Here is an 18,832-nt window from a genome sequence, read left to right on the forward strand (position 1 = left end):
CTAAACCAAATAATGTTTTCCCTGGCTTATAGGTAAGCTCTAGTAACGCATTGTATGCAGAAAGCTCTACATCTTCGGTAAAATCACCTGTTTGTCCATATATATTGGCTGCTATAGATAATCCTTTTGCTGGTTTTGCTACCAAGTGAGTTCCAAAAGTTTGTCGTCTTACAGTACCATCTACAGGGGTTTGTCCTTCAAGATTTTGGTAAGAGTTATTCGCAATTAAAAGACTTCCTGAGAATTTTTCCCAGTCCTTATGTAGCCATGCATAGATCATTCCTTTATAATCGAATACCGCTCTGGCATTACCGCCGTTATTAGGATCAAATAATGTAGTTTGTGTACGTACTCCATTTTGATTAAAAGCAATACCAATGTCTAATTTTAAACCGTTTTTGGCATATTTTAATAAGGCAGCATCATGAAATCTTCCTTGCATTGCCCAATCCAGACCTCCAAATATTCTTTGGTCATCATATACCAATGCCTGTCTTCCTAGCTTTGTAGACCAACCGCTACCAAACTTAAAATCTATCCAGGCCTGCGCCAAAGAGAAACTATCATTACCATCGGCTGCAGCAATTTGTGGAGTGTCTCCCCAAATACTTACATCCTGAACACTCACAAGAGCAGAAAATTTCTCTTGTTTGTATCCAAAATTTAATCTTGAACGTTGTTGCACAAATGTTCCAGCATCGACTCCATCAGGAATTAAGCTCCCAAAACCATTCAGGTATTCAAATCGTGGCCTAATATCTGCATCGATACTTAATTCTTGTGCTTTTCCCTTAAATGCCACTACCGTAAGTAGTAAGGCGAAGTATAATTTGTTTCTCATTTGACTAGTTTTTGTTGTTGTACTTATTTACTATTTGTACATAATTGATATTTCTATAATTCTATTAGCGAATGGTTAATTATTAAAAATACCTAGACAAAACTAAGTATTAATACTTAATTTTAATGTTTTTATTAGATAAAAATACGTACTTTTATTTCTCATTTGTTCAATTTTAAGTGTCTACTTTTGAAATATTCATATATTTGAGGGGTTTGAGTAAAGAACCATCAATTAAAAAAGTTATTCGATTATTTATGGTTAAAATAGTTTTAGTAGATGACCATTTTATGGTTCGAGACGGTATTCGTGCCATTCTTGAAGAGGAAAAATCATACGAAGTAGTAGGTGAGGCGGCAAATGGCTCTGAAGGCTTAGATATGATTGCTTCCCTATCACCAGATATTGCTATTTGTGATATAAGAATGCCAGAAATGTCGGGTATAGAAATGGTACAAGAAGTGGTGGCCAAAAACTTACCTATTAAAACTATTATGCTGTCGATGCATGATTCTGATGAGTACATTTTACAGTCTATTAATGCGGGAGCAGATGGGTATTTGTTGAAAGGTTCTAGTAAAGAAGAATTCTTGAAAGCACTCACTGCCGTAAGTAATGGAGAAAAATACTTTAGCGGAGATGTTTCTTCCATTTTGATTAAGAGAATTAAATCTGGAGATGTAACAAATCAAAATCAAGTTTCTCAAGAAACTATTTCTGATGATTCTGAGAAAGTTAATACAAATCCTTTTGACCTTACCAAGCGGGAGAATCAAATACTGCATTTGGCGGTATCTGGAAAAACCAATAAAGATATTGCCGAAGAATTGAATATAAGTAAACGTACTATTGAAGTTCATAGATTTAATTTGATGAAAAAAATGGGAGTTAAGAACGTTCTTGAACTAAGTAACAAAGCCAGGGAGTTTGGAATAATTCAATAATACTTCACTGCTATTTTCCTGCAATTAATTCATAAGCACCTGTGATCTTGTTAAAGCTCTTTGTGAGTTCATTTGTGGTGTTGTACACCTCTTCCAGAGTAAATTCTCCGTTTAAAAATGCTCGTTTATTTAACTGAAATTTTTCCCACATAGACATCACAGAACCAAGTTCTTCTTCTATCTCGGTATTGTTATAACTACTTATTAAAAGGTCTCCTATAACACTGTCAAACTCATCAAATACAGTGGTTAATATCCTTCTGTAATCTATTTTTTTGTTTTCGAACATAGTAAGTCCTGTATAATAAAGACATAACCTTTGTGATAGCATGCGTTGTTTTCCGGAAACATTGATAGTGTTTATTAAATCTTGATTCTTATTATTAAAGAACTGATTGTTATAATTTGAACTCGCTTCAATACTAAGAACAAGTTCGTTACTAGCTCTTAAAAGATTAGTGTTTAATTGCATAATTCTACTTGAATTTTCAATGCTTGGTGTTGATTCTATAATGGGTTTAAATTCTTCCCAGATTTTTTTTACATTCTTTATTGATAGTTTTATCGCAGACCCCGTAGCATTTTGATTTAGTATGTCTAATTGTTTTTCAAAGATGAACTTACTGGAGTTTACTTCCTTTTTAATATTATCGTTTACAATTCCTTTTGATATTAAAAGATAAGATTTAGACATTTTTTGAGACAACATTCGTTGCTTCCCAGAGATATTTATTGCTTTACTATAGTCTATAGAACCAAATTTCTGTGTTTGCGCTGTTGCATTAACCGAGCAAATAAGAGTAATGATTATTAGGGTGTTTAAAAATCTCATTTTCATAGCGTTTAATTATTTTGTGGGTTATAAAATGTAAGTAAAAATACGTAACACTTGATATTGAGTAAGTATCTGGATGTAGCGTAGTATTTTGAGGTGAAATTAGGAATTAATATTTAGATACCTCAAGGGGCTAGCCGTATTTTTTATACGTAAATAACTTACTTACAGGTTTTTGTATGGTAGAAGTTTTTTGATTTTTCAATATACATAATTTTTGGAAGTTAAAATTATTGAATCTTGAATTAAGGGAGGGTATAATTTTCATATACGTAATAATGAGCTTAATACTTGTTTTTTGAAATAAATTACCATCATAAATAAGTAATTATACGTAGTTTTGAAATGTTCTATTAGCGAATTTATCAAAACACATAGTTATGAAAAAATTACATCTTAACATTATAATGATGATTACTGCCATGGTACTAGTATCATGTGGTGGTAAAAAAGAAAAAGCGGTTGCTTCTGGGGGAGAAGAGACCAAAGAAGAAACTTCTAAATTACTTATAGAGAAACCGCAACTAACATTTGGGTTTATTAAGTTAACGGATATGGCTCCATTAGCTATAGCCAAAGAAAAAGGTTTTTTTGAAGATGAAGGTCTTTTTGTTTCTGTTGAGGCACAATCAAATTGGAAAAATGTGTTAGATCGTGTTATAGATGGTCAGCTTGATGGTTCACATATGTTGGCAGGTCAACCTATTGCAGCTGGAGCTGGTTTTGGAAGACAGGCAGAATTAGTTACTGCATTTTCAATGGATTTAAATGGAAATGGTATTACGGTTTCTAACGATGTTTGGTCTAAGATGAAACCAAATGTTCCCGTCGGAGAAGATGGTAAGCCTGTACATCCTATTTCTGCAAAAGCACTTAAGCCAGTAATAGATAGTTATAAAAATGATGGAAAACCATTTAAGATGGGTATGGTTTTTCCAGTATCTACACATAATTATGAAATAAGATATTGGTTAGCCGCAGCAGGAATTCACCCAGGAATGTATTCGAAGGATAATATTCAAGGACAAATCGATGCCGATGTGTTATTGTCTGTAACACCTCCACCTCAAATGCCGGCAACTCTAGAAGCAGGAACGATTTATGGGTATTGCGTTGGAGAACCATGGAATCAGCAGGCGGTTTTTAAAGGTATAGGTGTACCAGTTACTACAAACTATGATATCTGGAAAAACAACCCAGAAAAGGTATTTGTTATGACCAAAAAATTTATGGAAGAATACCCTAACACTGCTGTTGCAGTAACAAAAGCTTTAATAAGAGCAGGTAAATGGTTAGACGCTCCAGGAAATCGAAAAGAAGCTGTAAAGATATTATCAATGCCAGAGTATGTTGGAGCAGATGAAGTGGTTTTGGCAAATTCTATGACTGGAACATTTGAATTTGAAAAAGGGGATAAAAGAGAAATGCCAGATTTCAACGTGTTCTATCGTTACGATGCGACATATCCTTTTTACTCTGATGGAATTTGGTTTTTAACTCAAATGAGAAGATGGGGACAAATTCCAGAAAGCAAACCTGCAGAATGGTATGCTAATAAAATTAAAGAAATCTATCGTCCAGATATCTGGGAAAAAGCTGCAAATCTATTGGTAGAAGAAGGTCATCTAGAAGCTTCAGAATTACCTAAGACAGATGGGTATAAGCCAGCTACTACAGACTTTATCGATGGAAAAAAATATGATGCTAAGGATCCGTTAGGATATATTAACAGTTTCTCTATCGGAAATAAAGAAAATACAGAAGGAGTATCTAGTATCGAATAAGATAACAAATCACAACTTTTAGGATCGCTCTTTAAATTTTAAAAATTAGAAAGATGAAAGATAAATCAATTCACATTCTGAATTTTGTAGGACTTGGTTTTTTCGAACCTGCAATTCGTTTAGCAAGTGGAGAAGAAGTTAAGAAAAATATTATTGCCCTTTTTAAAAAGGTGTTGCTACCAATTGTTTCTGTTGTTTTGTTTTTGATTCTCTGGCATGCCGGTGCTACATACCTTTATAATATAGAAAAGGATGCAAGAATTGAAAAAGCATTAACCGATAGAGGTGAAGCAGCAGCATTAGAAATGAGAACATGTATAGAATCTGGTGATGTAAGTTGTCAGCCAAATACACTGCCTTCTCCGGTTCAGGTTTGGACCGCTTACAAAGCGCTGTTGGCAGATCATGCAGTAATCACTGAGAAGAAAGCTGCTTTTGCAGAAAAAGTAGCAGCTACAAATGAAAAGAGAGAAGCGCAAGGACTTACACCTATAAAGTACACAGGAAGACCGTCTTTTGTCGATCAAATATTTACAAGTTTAAAAACGGTGTTTGCAGGGTTTTTGCTTGCTTTCTTTATAGCAGTTCCCATAGGAATAATGTTAGGATTAAGTCAAACGTTACGTTCTTCAGTGAATTGGTTGATTCAAATCTTTAAACCCGTCTCGCCCGTAGTATGGTTGTTGTTAGTCTTTATGATCGTTAAAACATTAACTCGAAACTCAGATTCAGATAGTTCATTTATTATATCATTTATAAGTGTAGGTCTATGTTCTATGTGGGCAACTTTGGTAAATACCAGTATGGGAGTTTCGTCTGTAGATAAAGATTATATCAATGTGGCAAAGGTACTTCAGTTAAGTGTGGGGCAAAAAGTTTTTAAAATTATTTTACCGTCTTCGTTTCCGCTGATATTTACAGGATTGAGAATTACATTATCTGTGGCCTGGATGGTACTTATTGCTATTGAGTTATTAGCACAAAGTCCTGGTCTTGGATCATTCGTTTGGGAAGAGTTTCAAAACGGAGCCAATGATTCTAATTCAAAAATTATCGTAGCCATGTTTGTGATTGGGATTATTGGATTCCTTTTAGACAGAATCATGTTAACAATTCAAAAGTTTGTCACGTTTACAGAAGAAACTGCATAATTAAAGTTTAAGCATATGGCCTATATAGAATTAAGAAATGTTTCGAAATCCTTCGGCACAGGAAAAGACCGCACCGAAGTATTGTCAAATATAAATCTGGAAATAGAAGAAGGTGAGTTTGTGGCTATAGTAGGCTTCACAGGTAGTGGTAAAACAACTCTAATTAATTTAATTTCAGGATTAATGATGCCCGATGAAGGACAAGTGCTTTTTAAAGGAGAGCCTGTTACTGGGCCAAGTCATGAACGTGGAGTGATTTTTCAGAATTACTCACTACTGCCATGGTTGAATGTTAGAAATAATGTCGGAATGGCTGTAAAAGAAGCGTTTGGTAAAATGAGTAAAAAAGATAGGTCTCAAAGGGTAGAAGATTATGTTGAAATGGTGAACCTTTCTCCTGCGATAAACAAATTGCCCAAAGAACTTTCTGGAGGTATGAGACAAAGAGTTTCTGTTACTAGGGCATTATCTATGAGTCCTGAAGTAATTCTCATGGATGAACCATTGAGTGCTTTGGATGCACTAACCAGAGGTAATTTGCAACAGGAGATTTTAAAGATCTGGAATAAGGATAAGAAAACTGCTTTATTAATTACCAACGATGTTGATGAGGGAATCTTAATGGCAGATCGCATTATTCCTTTAAAACCTGGACCAAAAGCAACTCTAGGGCCAGAGTATAAAATCAATTTAGAGAGACCTAGAGATAAAACAGCATTAAATCATAATGAGGAGTATAAAAAGTTGAGAAACGGGATTATAGAATATCTTATTCAAATAGGTGAGCAAAGAGCTTCTAAAAAGGAAAATACGTACACCTTGCCAGATATCAAGCCTAGAATTAAGCCAACTCCGTTTGGAAGATTAAGTTTTAGCTAAAAGCAAAGTAGAATGGAAACAATTGAAAAAACAACTCGAAGAACAGATAATGGGATTTTTGAGGATAAATATATGCTGGATATATCACAGCTAACAAAGATTTATCCTACACCCAAAGGGGACTATGTGGTGTTAGATGACCTTGATCTGAAGATTAAGCATGAAGAGTTTATCTCTATAATAGGGCATTCTGGTTGCGGTAAATCTACTTTGTTGACTATGATCGCAGGATTAAACCCAATTTCTAGAGGAACTATCGTGGTTAATAATCAAACCATTAAAGGTCCTGGTCCTGATAGGGGAGTGATTTTCCAATCACCAAGTCTTTTGCCTTGGATGACGGCCTATGAAAACGTTATGCTAGGCGTAAAACAAGTTTTTGCGCATGGTACAAAAAGAGATAGAGATGATATTGTAAAGTATTACCTTTCAAAAGTAGGTCTCGAAGATGCTATGTATAAAAAAGCAAAGGACTTGTCACAAGGAATGCAACAAAGGGTAGGTATAGCAAGAGCTTTTGCTATAAAACCTAAAGTGTTGTTGTTAGATGAGCCCTTTGGAATGCTAGATTCTTTAACCAGGGGAGAACTACAGGATGTTTTGATAGAAGTCTGGAATCAAGAAAAAATAACTGCTATCATGATTACGCATGATGTAGATGAATCTATATTTCTAGCAGATAGAGTTATTATGATGACCAGCGGTCCTAGAGCCAAAGTTGGTGATATTTTGGAGATAGATTTTGAGAGGCCTCGTTTAAGAAAAGATGTTCTGGATCATCCCGATTACTACAATTATAGAGAGCATCTTATAAACTTTCTAGAGCATTAAAAGCATAATAGAATTATAAAGGGCTATTTATTAGTCCTTTATTTTTTGCTAAAAATTTACTTATTTTCCCTACTATTTAACTATTATTGGTATCTTAGAAGTAGAATAAGAAATGTTTATAAAGGGATACTACATGTTGTAGATATAATCAACATTGGTAAAGACATAAATTATTCGCCCACCTTGAAGTTTATGAAACATTTAATAAATATGTGTAACGTTTATGTGTTGCACTTAAAAAATATATAAATAGGAAGACTTAGTGTTGAAACCTTAAAGACATTGAGTAGCTTTAAGTGTTTCTTGTGTTGCCGGTTACAATTTTATTGTAACCGGTTTTTTTAGCGAAATATTTTTGAAATATGAGCGGTGAAATTGAAATTGAAATGAGTAGTATTACAGCTATATATATCCAATCAGGAATGGGAAAAGAGTCTCCTTTGGCATAAGAGTGCAGGCCTGATAAATAAAAGTTTACGCCAAAGAACGTCATAATAATACTGGCGATTGCGAAAAGAGAACACACATTATACAGGTAAATAAAATTTTTAGACAACATAAGCCTTAAATGAAGAACAAATGAGTAAGTCATAATGCTTATTAATGCCCAGGTTTCTTTTGGATCCCATCCCCAATATCTACCCCAGGATTCATTAGCCCAAATACCGCCTAGAAAGGTTCCTGCAGTCAATAGAAAAAGACCAATTGTAGTAGTTAGTTGGTTTATATAGGTTAAGTGATGAATCGAAAGTAATGTTTTTTCCTTATAGCGGTAGTGGTTGGTTGTTAGTAGAATTAAACAAATCAAAGCTAGTATAGATCCTAAAGCCAAAAAACCATAACTTCCTGTAATTACTGCTACGTGAATAAGGAGCCAATATGATTTAAGCACAGGAACAAGATTTGTAATTTCTGGATTCATTAAACTTCCATGAGCGATTCCTAATAAACAAGTAGCTAACATAGATGCGGCGGAAATAGAGAAAAGATTGGTTTTTGAAAATACTAAACCGGCTAGAACAGTCACCCAAGCTATAAATAAAGTAGCTTCGTAACCATTGCTCCAAGGGGCATGGCCAGAAATATATGTTCTTAGTGCTAACCCAAACCCGTGATATAAAAAGAGTATGAGGAACAAGAATAGCAATACTTTTGCAATTAGGTTTATAAGTGTAGATGATCTTTCAGAAAATGTAGAGACAAAGGCAATAGTGAGTAATAAAACAGATAAACAGCAGTAGGCAATTAAACAGAAAAGAAAAATCGAACGATTGTTATACCAGATTTCCCATTTTATCTTCGTTGCTTTTATCAAATTGTTCTCTCCGTTTTGGGATTGAAATCCCTTAATAAGTTCAATCGTTTCATTTGCATGAGCCCAGTTTTTTTTATTTAATCCTTGTTGTAGTTGACTAAAATAAATTCTTGAAAATGTACTGAATACTATAGAATCGTTTGCTGAAAATTTGTTTTCGTTGTTCGACGGAGCATACCATTTTTGATTGGGATCGTTTTTCTTGGGAAAGATTTTTAAGAATTGACCATTGAAGATTCCTAACAAAATGTTGACGCGCTCATCTACCTTTATGATTTCCTTATCGAATGTAGTTCTTTTGCCTGGTGCTTTGGCATACGCATTGTCTACAAGTGATTTTATCTTGTATGCGCCACTAAAATCAAAAAACTGCGATGCAGAACTATACCCTTTATTGTTAATGTTAATATGTTTTTGCAGCAATGGAACAATTTTACTGCTAATTTTTATGCATTCGATTAATTGCCAGGAGTCAGGTTTAAATTGCATGCCAAGAAATACCTGTGTTGGAGATATTGTCTTTTGTTGGTTATTGTCGCTAGTGTATGTAAAGCTACTTTTTCCATATATTTTTCTCAAAAGTTCTAAAGACAAGGTATGAATAGGTTTTATTCGTCCTTGAAAATCTTGAACTTGAATGGTTGCAAATTTTTTGGCATGTTCGTTATCTATCCATTGTCGTTCTATTAATTCATATAGTTTTAGGTTATGTAGTTGTTGTGCTTTTGAGGTTTGACAAAAGCCTAAAAAAGGCACTAAAATATAGAAGAGTATTCTTTTCAATGGTTTTGTTTTATAATCGTGAGTGTTGTGCCGAAATGAGAGCTTTTCCATAAAAGAGTTAGGAGCATTCCTAGCCCTAGTAACCCATACCCTATATAGGTTACCAAAGTTCCCCAATAATCGTGATTTACAGATAAAATAGTTCCCAGTTCGTCTGGGGTATAGGCAGATTGAAAAAACCTGTATCCTCGGTAGTTCATAACATTATTCATGAATATGGTATGGTAAAAAAGTTTGTTTTTGTCTTGAACTTCTAATTTGCTGTAAAAGGCGGAGGGGCTTTCTGAACCTGGGTACCGTTCCAAAATAAAGTCTGATAGATATAGGTTAAAAGGAAGTTTAATGACTTTGGAGCCGTATCTCAGGTTTAAATGAAATCCATTTATGAATACATTAGTGGGAGGATTGGCATAACCCGGACCTCCAAATAAAGTGATTTGTTTTGTAATCTTGCCAGAAGCTACTTCAAGAATAATGGCAGATTCGGGGTTTTTTTTTGCTGCGTAGCTTAGATCGGAAATTAAAGCTCTCTTTGAAGACTCTCTTATCTCGTTAAATACTAGAGAAGAACCTTTGAAGTTGTTTAGAACTTTTAGCTGTAATGGTATCAATGTGTCTTTAGGAAAAGAACTAGCTTTATTAGATAACATATCGAAATAGTCTGTTATTTCAGGGTATGAAATGAGCCACTGATTATTCTTTTTTTTAATAATAATATCATTTTGTAAAGGAGTGTGATAATTAAATGAAATGGGTATTCCATACATATGTTCACGGGTTCCTTCTTCAATATAAAAGTCCTTTCTTTCCTGATTGTTGGCAATAACTATATGTAAGTTAGTTTTGCCTTTTTTATTATCTTCAAGAATGTATTTTGCCTTTGGAATGTATTTTTTTAAATTAATTTTGATTAATGAACTATCTAGCATAATTTCTTTCTGGAAAGTATTACTTCCTAATTCGCTCATAAATAGAGGAGAACTGATGAAATTAGTAACAATATTGCCATTGCTAACCTGAGCTTGGATATAACTATCTACAGAGACCATTTTATCATTAAGCTCTCCCTCTTTTATGGTAATTAACCCTTCATATCCTCTATATCTTGTGATACCAGCGCCCAAAATAATGATGATGAATGCAATATGGAAAAGAAATATGGGAGCTTTTTTCCAGCTGAATAATTTGTATTTGTAAATATTGCCAATGAAGTTTGCACTAATAAGTAGCAATAAAACTTCAAACCAAGTTGCGTTGTAAACCAGTGCTTTTGCAGTTTCTGTATTGTAGTCGTTTTCTATAAAAGTGGCAATCGCCATTGAACTTGCAAAAATAATTAATAAAGTGCCCGTAACTTTGGTTGAAAAAAGAATGTTAAGTACATGTTTTAAAAGATTCATTCTGTTATTTCTGCATTCCGGTTTCAACCCATTTTTTTAAAAGTTCTATAGTGCAACTATCGATTTTGCTTTCTCTTTTGTAAGGCATCGCGATGTAACCTGTTTTATGAGTAACCGATCCCATTAACTGACCACTTTCTCCCATTTCTCGTAAGGTTTCATAGTTGAATATTTTAACTCTTGATGCTTTTTCTTTATAAACATCTTGTGCATGACATTTGAAGCAGTGAATCTCGATAAGATCTGCTACATGAGAATTGTAATGTACAGTTTCAGGTAAATTACAGTCAGGTACTTTTGAGCAGCTAACTAATAACAATAGGATACTAGTTAAAGATATGTTCTGTAGAATTCTTTCTCTTTTCATAGTGCGCTATTATTTAGAGGGGATGTATTTTTGTTTTAATGCTAACCATTCTTTTTCTGATAATGGGTTATGACTTTTTTCACTTGAAAAAGGATCTGTTCCTCCTTGTAGATAGTTTTGTATTTTTTGTAACGGAATAGTGTCTTTCATTACCGTTGCCACTTTGTAAATATGGTTTCCGTGGAAATCATGGCACTGTAAACAGGTGCTCCATTGTTTTTGAGCTACCAGTTTTTCGTGGGGGACATCTATGGGGTCATTTTTTACTTCTAAGTCGTAATGGCAATTCATGCAAAAATTTGCGGTTTTTAGTACTACTCGAGTACCATTATGCTCTCTATGACAAGTTTCACACTGAGTGGCGTTAATATTGGTAACTGCCTCTTTAAATCTCGGTTCTAAAAAACGGTGAGTAGGATGTCTGTCATTTGGTCGATTATGGCAGTCGAGACATTTTTTGTTATCAACATTTTCGGTTCCAAAGTCGGTCATGGTTTTTCTCATTCCAAAGGTATACGCCATGTTTGATTGTAATTGTTGCCAAAGATTTCCTTTAGCATCAGTATGGCATGAGCTACATGATAACCCTTCGTGTCCAGTGTTTAAAGGGCCTAGACTTAAATAGGTTTCTGATTGTTTGAGAGGGAGTAGAATATAGATTAAAATACCAATACTTATCCCTGTTAATGATCCAATATATTGTCTTTTACGTAATGGGTTTTTTGAAAACATAAATTAATCATTCATAAAACTTATTCCAATTGTACTCGATTTCGGAAAGCTAACACAGGTAAGGATACTACCTTCTGCTACTTCATCATCTGAAAGAAAATGACCATCTATCATTTTCACCTCACCAGTAACACATTTTGCTTTACAGCTACTGCACATTCCAGATCTACAGGAGTAGGGCAACAAAATATTGTTAGAAAGAGCCGCTTGCAGTATGGTCTTGTCACCAGGGACATCAAGAGTATGCTTCTTATTGTCAAAATACAGAGTTACATTGCTTAACAGGTCTTTGGCGTCACTTGAAGTAACAAAATCCGCCTTGAAAGCTTCAAGTTTTATACGATTTCTTTGTATCCCGTTATTGGCAAGTATTTTCTTTGCTTGTTCCATAAAACCTGGAGGGCCACACATCATATACTTCCCATCAGAATATTGTAAGTCGTGTTTTGTAAGTATATCTGTGGTTAACTCTTCGTTAAGTAAATCTTGATGGTAGTTTGAGGCGTCATTTTGGTTTTTTTCAAGAATATGCTCAACTGCAAATCTATCAGCATAAAGTTGGCTTAAATCTTCTAGATGTTTTTTGAATATGATGGAACGTTCATCTCTATTAGCATATATTAATACTATAGAGGACAAAGGTTCTTTTTCTAAAACAGTCCTGATAATCGAGAAAATGGGGGTGATTCCACTTCCGGCCGCAAAAAGTACATATTTGATTTTTGCATTTTTATCCGGTTCTATGAAAAAACTACCTGCAGGTTTTTCGATTTCTAACTTTTGACCAGCCTTTAAAGAATTGCAGATATAATTTGAGACTAATCCTTCTTTTACTTTTTTGACAGTTATTTTTAAAAACTTATCTGTAACGGGGCTACTGCTAAAAGAATAAGCTCTTTTTTCAATCTTGTTTTTAAAAGGAATTTTGACTGTTAAAAACTGTCCTGCTTTATATTTAATCTTATTGAAAAAACTGTTGTTTTTGAGAACAACACTTACGGCATCATCAGTTTCATGAATGATTTCTTTTACTGTTAGTATCATAATTGTTTAGTTTATTTGTAATAGAAAACAACTCCTATATGAAAAAACATTATAAAGGTGATAACAATAGAAAGGGCTACGTGGGTAATCATCCAAGATTGAAACACCCAGTTTTTATGACTTTTAATAATGTCTAGATTAACGGTTCCTAAAAGCATATTGGTAAAAAATACATATGATAATAAGGCTAAATATCCATACCCAAACTCTAGAGCATGTACATAGAAAAACACTGGTGAAATTACTCCTATCCATTTATGTAAAACAACATATTTTTGAGAGTATGGTCTTAGTTTTTTAGATGTTCTGGTAATGGTAAGCACCCATTGAAATAGTATGAAAATTGAAATTAGTAACCCTGACCATCTTTTATAGTTTTCATCTAGCTGGAGTGTGTAAAGCCACTGCCATTTTAGATCAAATATGTATTGTGTGACATATAAAACAAATAAGATGATTCCTGTGTAAAGTAGGTTATATGACCCTTTTGTCATTCGCTTTTCGTTTTAATTTGAAGCTATTTCAGATCCTTTTTTTGATAGTAGAAGTTCTAAGGTATGGTAAGATGTTAGTTTTCTTACACTATCGATAAAAACTTCTGCTGTAGGAAGGAAAAACCCCTCTGAAGGCCATTTTTGACCTATTTCTGGTTTTGTGCTATCTATTTTAAACTTTGATATTTCTGCCAAATAGGCATTATAAATAGCTTTGGTTCCATTTCTGTAAGCCTGAATCACATTGATAGTTTCTTTAATAGAAAGAGAATCTGAGGGATATTGCCATGTGGTTGCTCCCATAACATCTCCCAGTTTCCAATCGGTTTTAGTGGTGTTTTTATGATCATTGTGACAATTTACGCATGGGGCTGCAACGGCTAAGTCTGCAAACATAGAAGTGTACAACTTCTGGTCTTCTTCATAAAAGTGTTGAGGCTTTTGAGTCTCTTTTATTTTTTTAAAGAGTTCAGCCTGTTTTCCAGTAAACTTGTTAGATGCGTTAATAGGAAAATCTGAGCCTAAATATAACCCTAAGGGTACTGGGCTTTTTCTAATGTCTGAAGAAATTCCTCTTAAGAATAATGCGGGTAGTGGTCCAGCTTCTACATCCTCATCCTGCCAATCTTCGTCAAATTTTAAACCTTGTTTTTTACCGGCTCCAACAATCCCTTTAGTGTACAGGGTGCGAGTAACATCGTTCTCTTCTGCAATCATAGTAAGTACATCTTCTACTTTGAAAATTTTATCAGAAGGAGAAGACATAGAGGATTCCTCAGGAACACCACCACAATTTGTAAGTGTTAAGGATAGACATGAGATAAAAAGTACAAAGGGAAATATGTTTTTTTGATTTTTCATTTCGTTACAGGTTTTAATATTAGATACTTTTAAGAGGGATGATAATATGGGCTATGAAACGGTATCATATGCGGCCTTTTTCATTACTGTAGCCATCGTTAAATACACATCTGTCCAAGCTTGTTTAACTTCTGGAGAGAATTCTTCTTTCAGTCCTATATCAAGAGTGTCTAACAAGGCAGTCCCTACAGTTTCGTAATGATGAGGTTCTACTTTGTATTCTACATGTCTTTTACCTAGGTTTTCTAAGATGGGGACTAGTTTATCAAGATCATTTAATCCCGCCACTGCAGAAGCTAACATCGTCATTAATTTATTTCCTTGTCCTTTCATAGCTTCCTTATTGTCTGAAGGAAATAGTTGTTGAAGGTTTGGGTCTAACTCGAATAGACGATTATAAAAAATTTCTGCAGCTATATCTGCGATAGGGGCAACTTTGTTAAAAGAGCTTTGTACCAATTCGATAGTTTTTTTCTCCATAATTAAAATGTTTGTGATTACTAATATTGACGAGTATTTTTTTAAGTATAAATACTTAATTATGAATTAAAAGTAGTTAATCAAATTTGATATTACAAATGAATTATTGTTAGGTAAACATGGTTTTTTGATGCTTTTTTAGTGTAAAAAGTATAAAAAAGTATTTTATTGTAATTTTTTTAACTTTTTAATTGAAAATATTGTAATTTTAATTTTTTTAATTTTCAGTATTGATAAAAATACGTATTAGGACTTATTTTTGAAGTTTTAAGGAAGTGCTAAAAAGAACTATCATTTTTTAAGAATCTTAAATTTACTTTGGATAGCTTCATAGAAGAGAAGTTCTACTATAAACATGTTTAACTTCTTGCTTTAGAGAATTAATCATTTATAGTAGTTTGAAATTTGATTAATAAACCCATACTTTTTTTAATGGATTCATTTTATATTTTGATTCTTTTATAAAATTCGTAATTCTATTTTTTTAGCATATGGTTCTATAGCTAAAACTATTTTTTTTAAGTAATAATACTTAGTTTTGGGTACTTTATAGTAGTTTAAGACATATCTATGGTATCTAAATCATATAAAACAACATGTTCGTATTGCGGTGTAGGTTGCGGTATTATAGCAAAGAGAGATTCTAAAGGAGTAATTACTGTGGAAGGAGATAAGGATCATCCTGTAAACCGCGGTAAGTTATGTACCAAAGGAATGAATTTACATCATGTGGTTCAGGATAAGAGTGATCGTATTCTTTATCCGGAAATGAGATGGAGTAAAGGGCACGAACGGCAAAGGGTGTCTTGGGAGCAGGCCATGGGAAGAGCGGCTTCGGTGTTTCAAACAATGATAAAGAAATACGGCCCAGATAGTGTTGGGTTTTACGTTTCTGGTCAATGTTTAACAGAAGAATATTATTTGGTTAATAAATTGGCTAAAGGATTTATAGGAACCAATAACGTAGATACAAATTCTAGATTATGTATGAGCTCCGCGGTGGTAGGGTATAAGCAAGCGTTAGGTGAAGACAGTGTGCCTATAGCATATGAGGATATAGAGCTTGCAGATTGTTTTATGATCGCCGGTGCAAACCCAGCATGGTGTCATCCAATTTTGTTTAGAAGAATAGAAGCGCACAAAGAAAAAAATCCTAATACCAAAATTATTGTTGTTGATCCCAGAAGAACGCAGTCATGTGATATTGCAGATCTTCACTTGCAAATTTTACCTGGTACCGATGTGGTACTATACAATGCCATAGCAAAACGATTAATTGAAAGAAGAAAAATAGATAAAAACTTTATTGCCAATCATACCGATAACTTTGAAGCTTTAAAAACTTCGTTACAAGCTACTTCACTTAGTGAAGCTGCCAAAATTTGTGGAATTACCGTTGGTGATATTAAAAAGGCAGCCTCATATATATCTAATGCAAAAGGGTTTATCACGCTATGGGCTATGGGACTTAATCAAAGTTCTATTGGAGTAAATAAAAATAATGCTTTACTCAATTTATCCTTGCTCACAGGTCATATTGGTAAGCCTGGGTCAGGTCCTTTTTCTCTTACAGGTCAACCAAATGCAATGGGAGGTAGAGAAGTTGGCGGTATGGCAAATTTATTGGCCGCTCATAAGGATTTGGCCAATGAATCTCATCGACGTGAGGTCGCGAATTTTTGGGGAGGTCAAGAGATTTCTGCTAAACCAGGCCTCACTGCTACCGAAATGTTTGATGCTTTAGAAAAAGGAAAATTAAAAGCCGTTTGGATAATTTGTACCAATCCGTTGGTTAGTCTCCCTAATGCAAACAAAATTGAAAAAGCATTAAAAAACGCAAAATTTGTTATTGTTCAGGATATATCACATCGATCCGAAACAACGGAGTATGCAGATTTATTGCTTCCTGCAGCTGGATGGGCAGAGAAGGAGGGGACTATGACTAATAGCGAACGCAGGATTACATATTTAAATAAAGTTGTAGATCCTCCCGGAGAAGCATTACCAGATGCAGAGATTTTATGGAATTTTGCTAGAAAAATGAACTACAAAGGGTTCGATTATAATTCTGTAGAAGAAGTATATAAAGAGCATTGTAAGCTTACCAAAGGAACAAATATTGATATTTCTGGATTAAGCTATAGGCGTCTTAAAAATGAGGGGAGTTTTCAATGGCCGGTGCCTGAAACCAACCATTCTGGAACCCCTAGATTGTTTGAAAATAAAAAGTTCTACACAGATACCGGGAATGCGAAGTTTGTAGTTCCCAGATTTACTAAACCTACTTCAGAACTTTTAACAGACAGCTACCCGTTAATATTGACTACAGGAAGAGTAAGAGATCAATGGCATACGAGAACAAAAACAGGTAAGGTTAATAGGTTGCTTACTCATATTCCTGATCCCTATCTGGAAATAAATAGGGTAGATGCTTTTTTGAGAGAGCTAAAAGAAGGTAACATTGCAGTAGTTCAAAGTAAGCGAGGTAAGGTACAGGTGAAAATAAAAATATCAGATGCAATTGGTAAAGGAGTGGTTTTTCTACCCATGCACTGGGGTAAGGTTTTAGGAAATGACTTTGGTAGGGCAAATAACTTAACTACTAGTATTGTAGATCCTATTTCTAAGGAACCAGATTTTAAGTTTTCGGCTGTACAGGTTTCAAAATATAAGAAGGAAAAACAAAAGATTTGTATCGTTGGTGCTGGCACAGCTGCATATCGTTTTATTCAAACATACAGAGAGTATAATAAAGAAGATGAGATTGTAGTATTCTCTAAAGAGCCGTATCCATTTTATAATAGAGTATTGCTTCCAGAATATGTAAGTGAAGAATTGAAGTGGGAACAATTGCAGAAAATGCGAGAAGGAAGTATGGAATCTCTTAATGTGACTTTATTTACTTCAAATCCAATAGAAGAAATCAACCGGGAAGAAAAATGTATCATTGATAGTAATGGAGTAAAGCATACTTATGATGTTATTTTGATGGCAACGGGTAGTAGGGCTTTTGTTCCTAAAGAAGTGCCATTGCATTTGCCGGGAAGGTTCACCATGAGAAATCGAGGAGATGCTGATAAACTCAAACATTACTTAAATCAAACCGGCTTGCCAGAAAAAGAGCAGCATGTTACTATTGTTGGAGGAGGATTGCTAGGTTTAGAGTTAGCTGCTGCCCTGCGAAAAAAAGAAATAAAAATAACCATTGTACAGCGAGGAAATCGACTTATGGAGCGACAATTAGATATTGTAGCAAGTCGTTTATTAGCCGAGGATGTGATTGAAAAGGGAATACAGATTCATTTTGATAACGAAGTCGATACTGTTTTTAATCAAAAAGAAGGTGATCTTCAAGTGAACTTAAAATCTGGAAAGTCATTCAATTGTAACGCTGTTGTGTATTCTATTGGTACGATCCCTAATATAGACCTAGCCAAGAAAAATGGCTTAAAATTTAGAAGGGGGATTTTGGTAAATCAATATTTACAATCTAGTGATCCAGATATTTTTGCAATTGGAGAGATAGCAGAGTTCGAAGGGAATTTATATGGTATTACTGCAGCTGCAGAGCAGCAGGCCGATATTGTGGCAAAGTATTTACTAGGAGACTATAGTGCTATTTATAAGGGATCTGTGTTTATGAACATCTTAAAGTTTGAAGATTTAGACCTGTGTAGTATTGGCAATATAGATATCCCTAAAAACGATCCATCGTATGAAGAAGTGATCCTGATGGATGTTAGAAAACGCTTCTATAAAAAGTGTATTGTTAAAGATGATCGATTGTTAGGCGCTATACTAATGGGAGATAAAAATGAATTCGCAGATTTTAAAAGGTTGATAGAAGAGAAGATTGAGTTGTCTGAAAAAAGAGAAGAGTTACTACGATCTGTAAACTCGGGAGAGCCAGTATTGGGTAAGCTTATTTGTTCTTGTAGTCAAGTAGGGGAAGGAAATTTGGAAGAAGCAATCAAGTCTGGTTGTAATGATTTTGCGGAGTTATGCTCCAAGACGGGTGCTGGTTTAGGTTGTGGTAGCTGTAAGCCAGAGGTAAAAGAAGTGTTGAATCAGATGTTACAAATGGCTTAGCT

General features: G+C 34.3%; 16 protein-coding genes. 6 read left to right on the top strand and 10 right to left on the bottom strand.

Features of this window, described 5'->3' with window-relative positions:
• Positions 1-841: alginate export family protein (locus tag M0D21_RS17350; protein WP_248331918.1), on the bottom strand; the 841-nt coding region annotated here is incomplete at its 3' end.
• Between the two features lie 257 nt (positions 842-1,098).
• On the opposite strand from M0D21_RS17350, the gene M0D21_RS17355 reads away from it, so the two are divergent.
• Entirely contained in the window at positions 1,099-1,785 is a 687-nt protein-coding gene (locus tag M0D21_RS17355) for a response regulator transcription factor (protein WP_248331920.1), read from the top strand.
• A gap of 10 nt (positions 1,786-1,795) precedes the next feature.
• Here the strand turns inward: M0D21_RS17355 and M0D21_RS17360 are convergent, their stop codons facing one another.
• A complete protein-coding gene (locus M0D21_RS17360) occupies positions 1,796-2,617 on the bottom strand; it encodes a type IV pili methyl-accepting chemotaxis transducer N-terminal domain-containing protein (protein ID WP_248331922.1) in 822 nt (273 codons plus the stop codon).
• Between the two features lie 383 nt (positions 2,618-3,000).
• Here M0D21_RS17360 and M0D21_RS17365 point away from each other — a divergent pair, with 383 nt between their 5' ends.
• From M0D21_RS17365 to M0D21_RS17380, 4 genes are read left to right on the top strand one after another with little or no spacing between them, the layout of a single operon-like run.
• On the top strand, positions 3,001-4,404 hold the full coding sequence (locus M0D21_RS17365) for a CmpA/NrtA family ABC transporter substrate-binding protein (RefSeq protein WP_248331924.1): 1,404 nt from the start codon (positions 3,001-3,003) through the stop codon (positions 4,402-4,404).
• A 53-nt stretch (positions 4,405-4,457) separates the two neighbouring features.
• On the top strand, positions 4,458-5,555 hold the full coding sequence (locus tag M0D21_RS17370) for an ABC transporter permease (protein ID WP_248331926.1): 1,098 nt from the start codon (positions 4,458-4,460) through the stop codon (positions 5,553-5,555).
• Between the two features lie 15 nt (positions 5,556-5,570).
• Positions 5,571-6,434 carry an ABC transporter ATP-binding protein gene (locus M0D21_RS17375; protein WP_248331928.1) on the top strand — a complete coding sequence of 288 codons (864 nt, stop codon included), beginning with the start codon at positions 5,571-5,573 and terminating at the stop codon, positions 6,432-6,434.
• 12 nt (positions 6,435-6,446) lie between these two features.
• Positions 6,447-7,265, top strand: coding sequence for an ABC transporter ATP-binding protein (locus M0D21_RS17380; protein ID WP_248331930.1), 819 nt, complete (start codon positions 6,447-6,449; stop codon positions 7,263-7,265).
• Between the two features lie 292 nt (positions 7,266-7,557).
• On the opposite strand, the gene M0D21_RS17385 is transcribed toward M0D21_RS17380, so the two are convergent.
• Genes M0D21_RS17385 through M0D21_RS17420 form a run of 8 tightly spaced genes read right to left on the bottom strand, consistent with a single transcriptional unit; the run spans position 7,558 to position 14,741 of the window.
• Entirely contained in the window at positions 7,558-9,363 is a 1,806-nt protein-coding gene (locus tag M0D21_RS17385; RefSeq protein ID WP_248331932.1) for a cytochrome c biogenesis protein, read from the bottom strand.
• Positions 9,360-10,763 (bottom strand): cytochrome c biogenesis protein ResB, encoded by a 1,404-nt coding sequence (locus M0D21_RS17390; protein ID WP_248331934.1) that lies wholly within the window; start codon positions 10,761-10,763, stop codon positions 9,360-9,362. The genes M0D21_RS17385 and M0D21_RS17390 overlap by 4 nt, the downstream gene beginning before the upstream one ends.
• Before the next feature lie 4 nt (positions 10,764-10,767).
• Positions 10,768-11,130 (bottom strand): hypothetical protein, encoded by a 363-nt coding sequence (locus tag M0D21_RS17395; RefSeq protein ID WP_248331936.1) that lies wholly within the window; start codon positions 11,128-11,130, stop codon positions 10,768-10,770.
• Positions 11,131-11,139: 9 nt separating this feature from the next.
• The gene (locus tag M0D21_RS17400) at positions 11,140-11,862 is read right to left on the bottom strand and encodes a cytochrome c3 family protein (protein ID WP_248331938.1); all 723 of its coding nucleotides are present in this window, start codon (positions 11,860-11,862) and stop codon (positions 11,140-11,142) included.
• A 3-nt stretch (positions 11,863-11,865) separates the two neighbouring features.
• Entirely contained in the window at positions 11,866-12,906 is a 1,041-nt protein-coding gene (locus M0D21_RS17405) for a ferredoxin--NADP reductase (protein WP_248331940.1), read from the bottom strand.
• Between the two features lie 11 nt (positions 12,907-12,917).
• Positions 12,918-13,400, bottom strand: a complete 483-nt coding sequence (locus M0D21_RS17410) for a hypothetical protein (protein ID WP_248331942.1) — start codon at positions 13,398-13,400, stop codon at positions 12,918-12,920.
• 12 nt (positions 13,401-13,412) lie between these two features.
• On the bottom strand, positions 13,413-14,261 hold the full coding sequence (locus tag M0D21_RS17415; protein ID WP_248331944.1) for a c-type heme family protein: 849 nt from the start codon (positions 14,259-14,261) through the stop codon (positions 13,413-13,415).
• Positions 14,262-14,312: 51 nt separating this feature from the next.
• Entirely contained in the window at positions 14,313-14,741 is a 429-nt protein-coding gene (locus M0D21_RS17420) for a globin family protein (RefSeq protein ID WP_248331946.1), read from the bottom strand.
• A 570-nt stretch (positions 14,742-15,311) separates the two neighbouring features.
• On the opposite strand from M0D21_RS17420, the gene M0D21_RS17425 reads away from it, so the two are divergent.
• Positions 15,312-18,830, top strand: coding sequence for a nitrate reductase (locus M0D21_RS17425; RefSeq protein ID WP_248331948.1), 3,519 nt, complete (start codon positions 15,312-15,314; stop codon positions 18,828-18,830).
• Positions 18,831-18,832 lie beyond the last annotated feature (2 nt).

The organism is Aquimarina acroporae (assembly GCF_023195925.1).
Lineage (GTDB): Bacteria > Bacteroidota > Bacteroidia > Flavobacteriales > Flavobacteriaceae > Aquimarina > Aquimarina acroporae.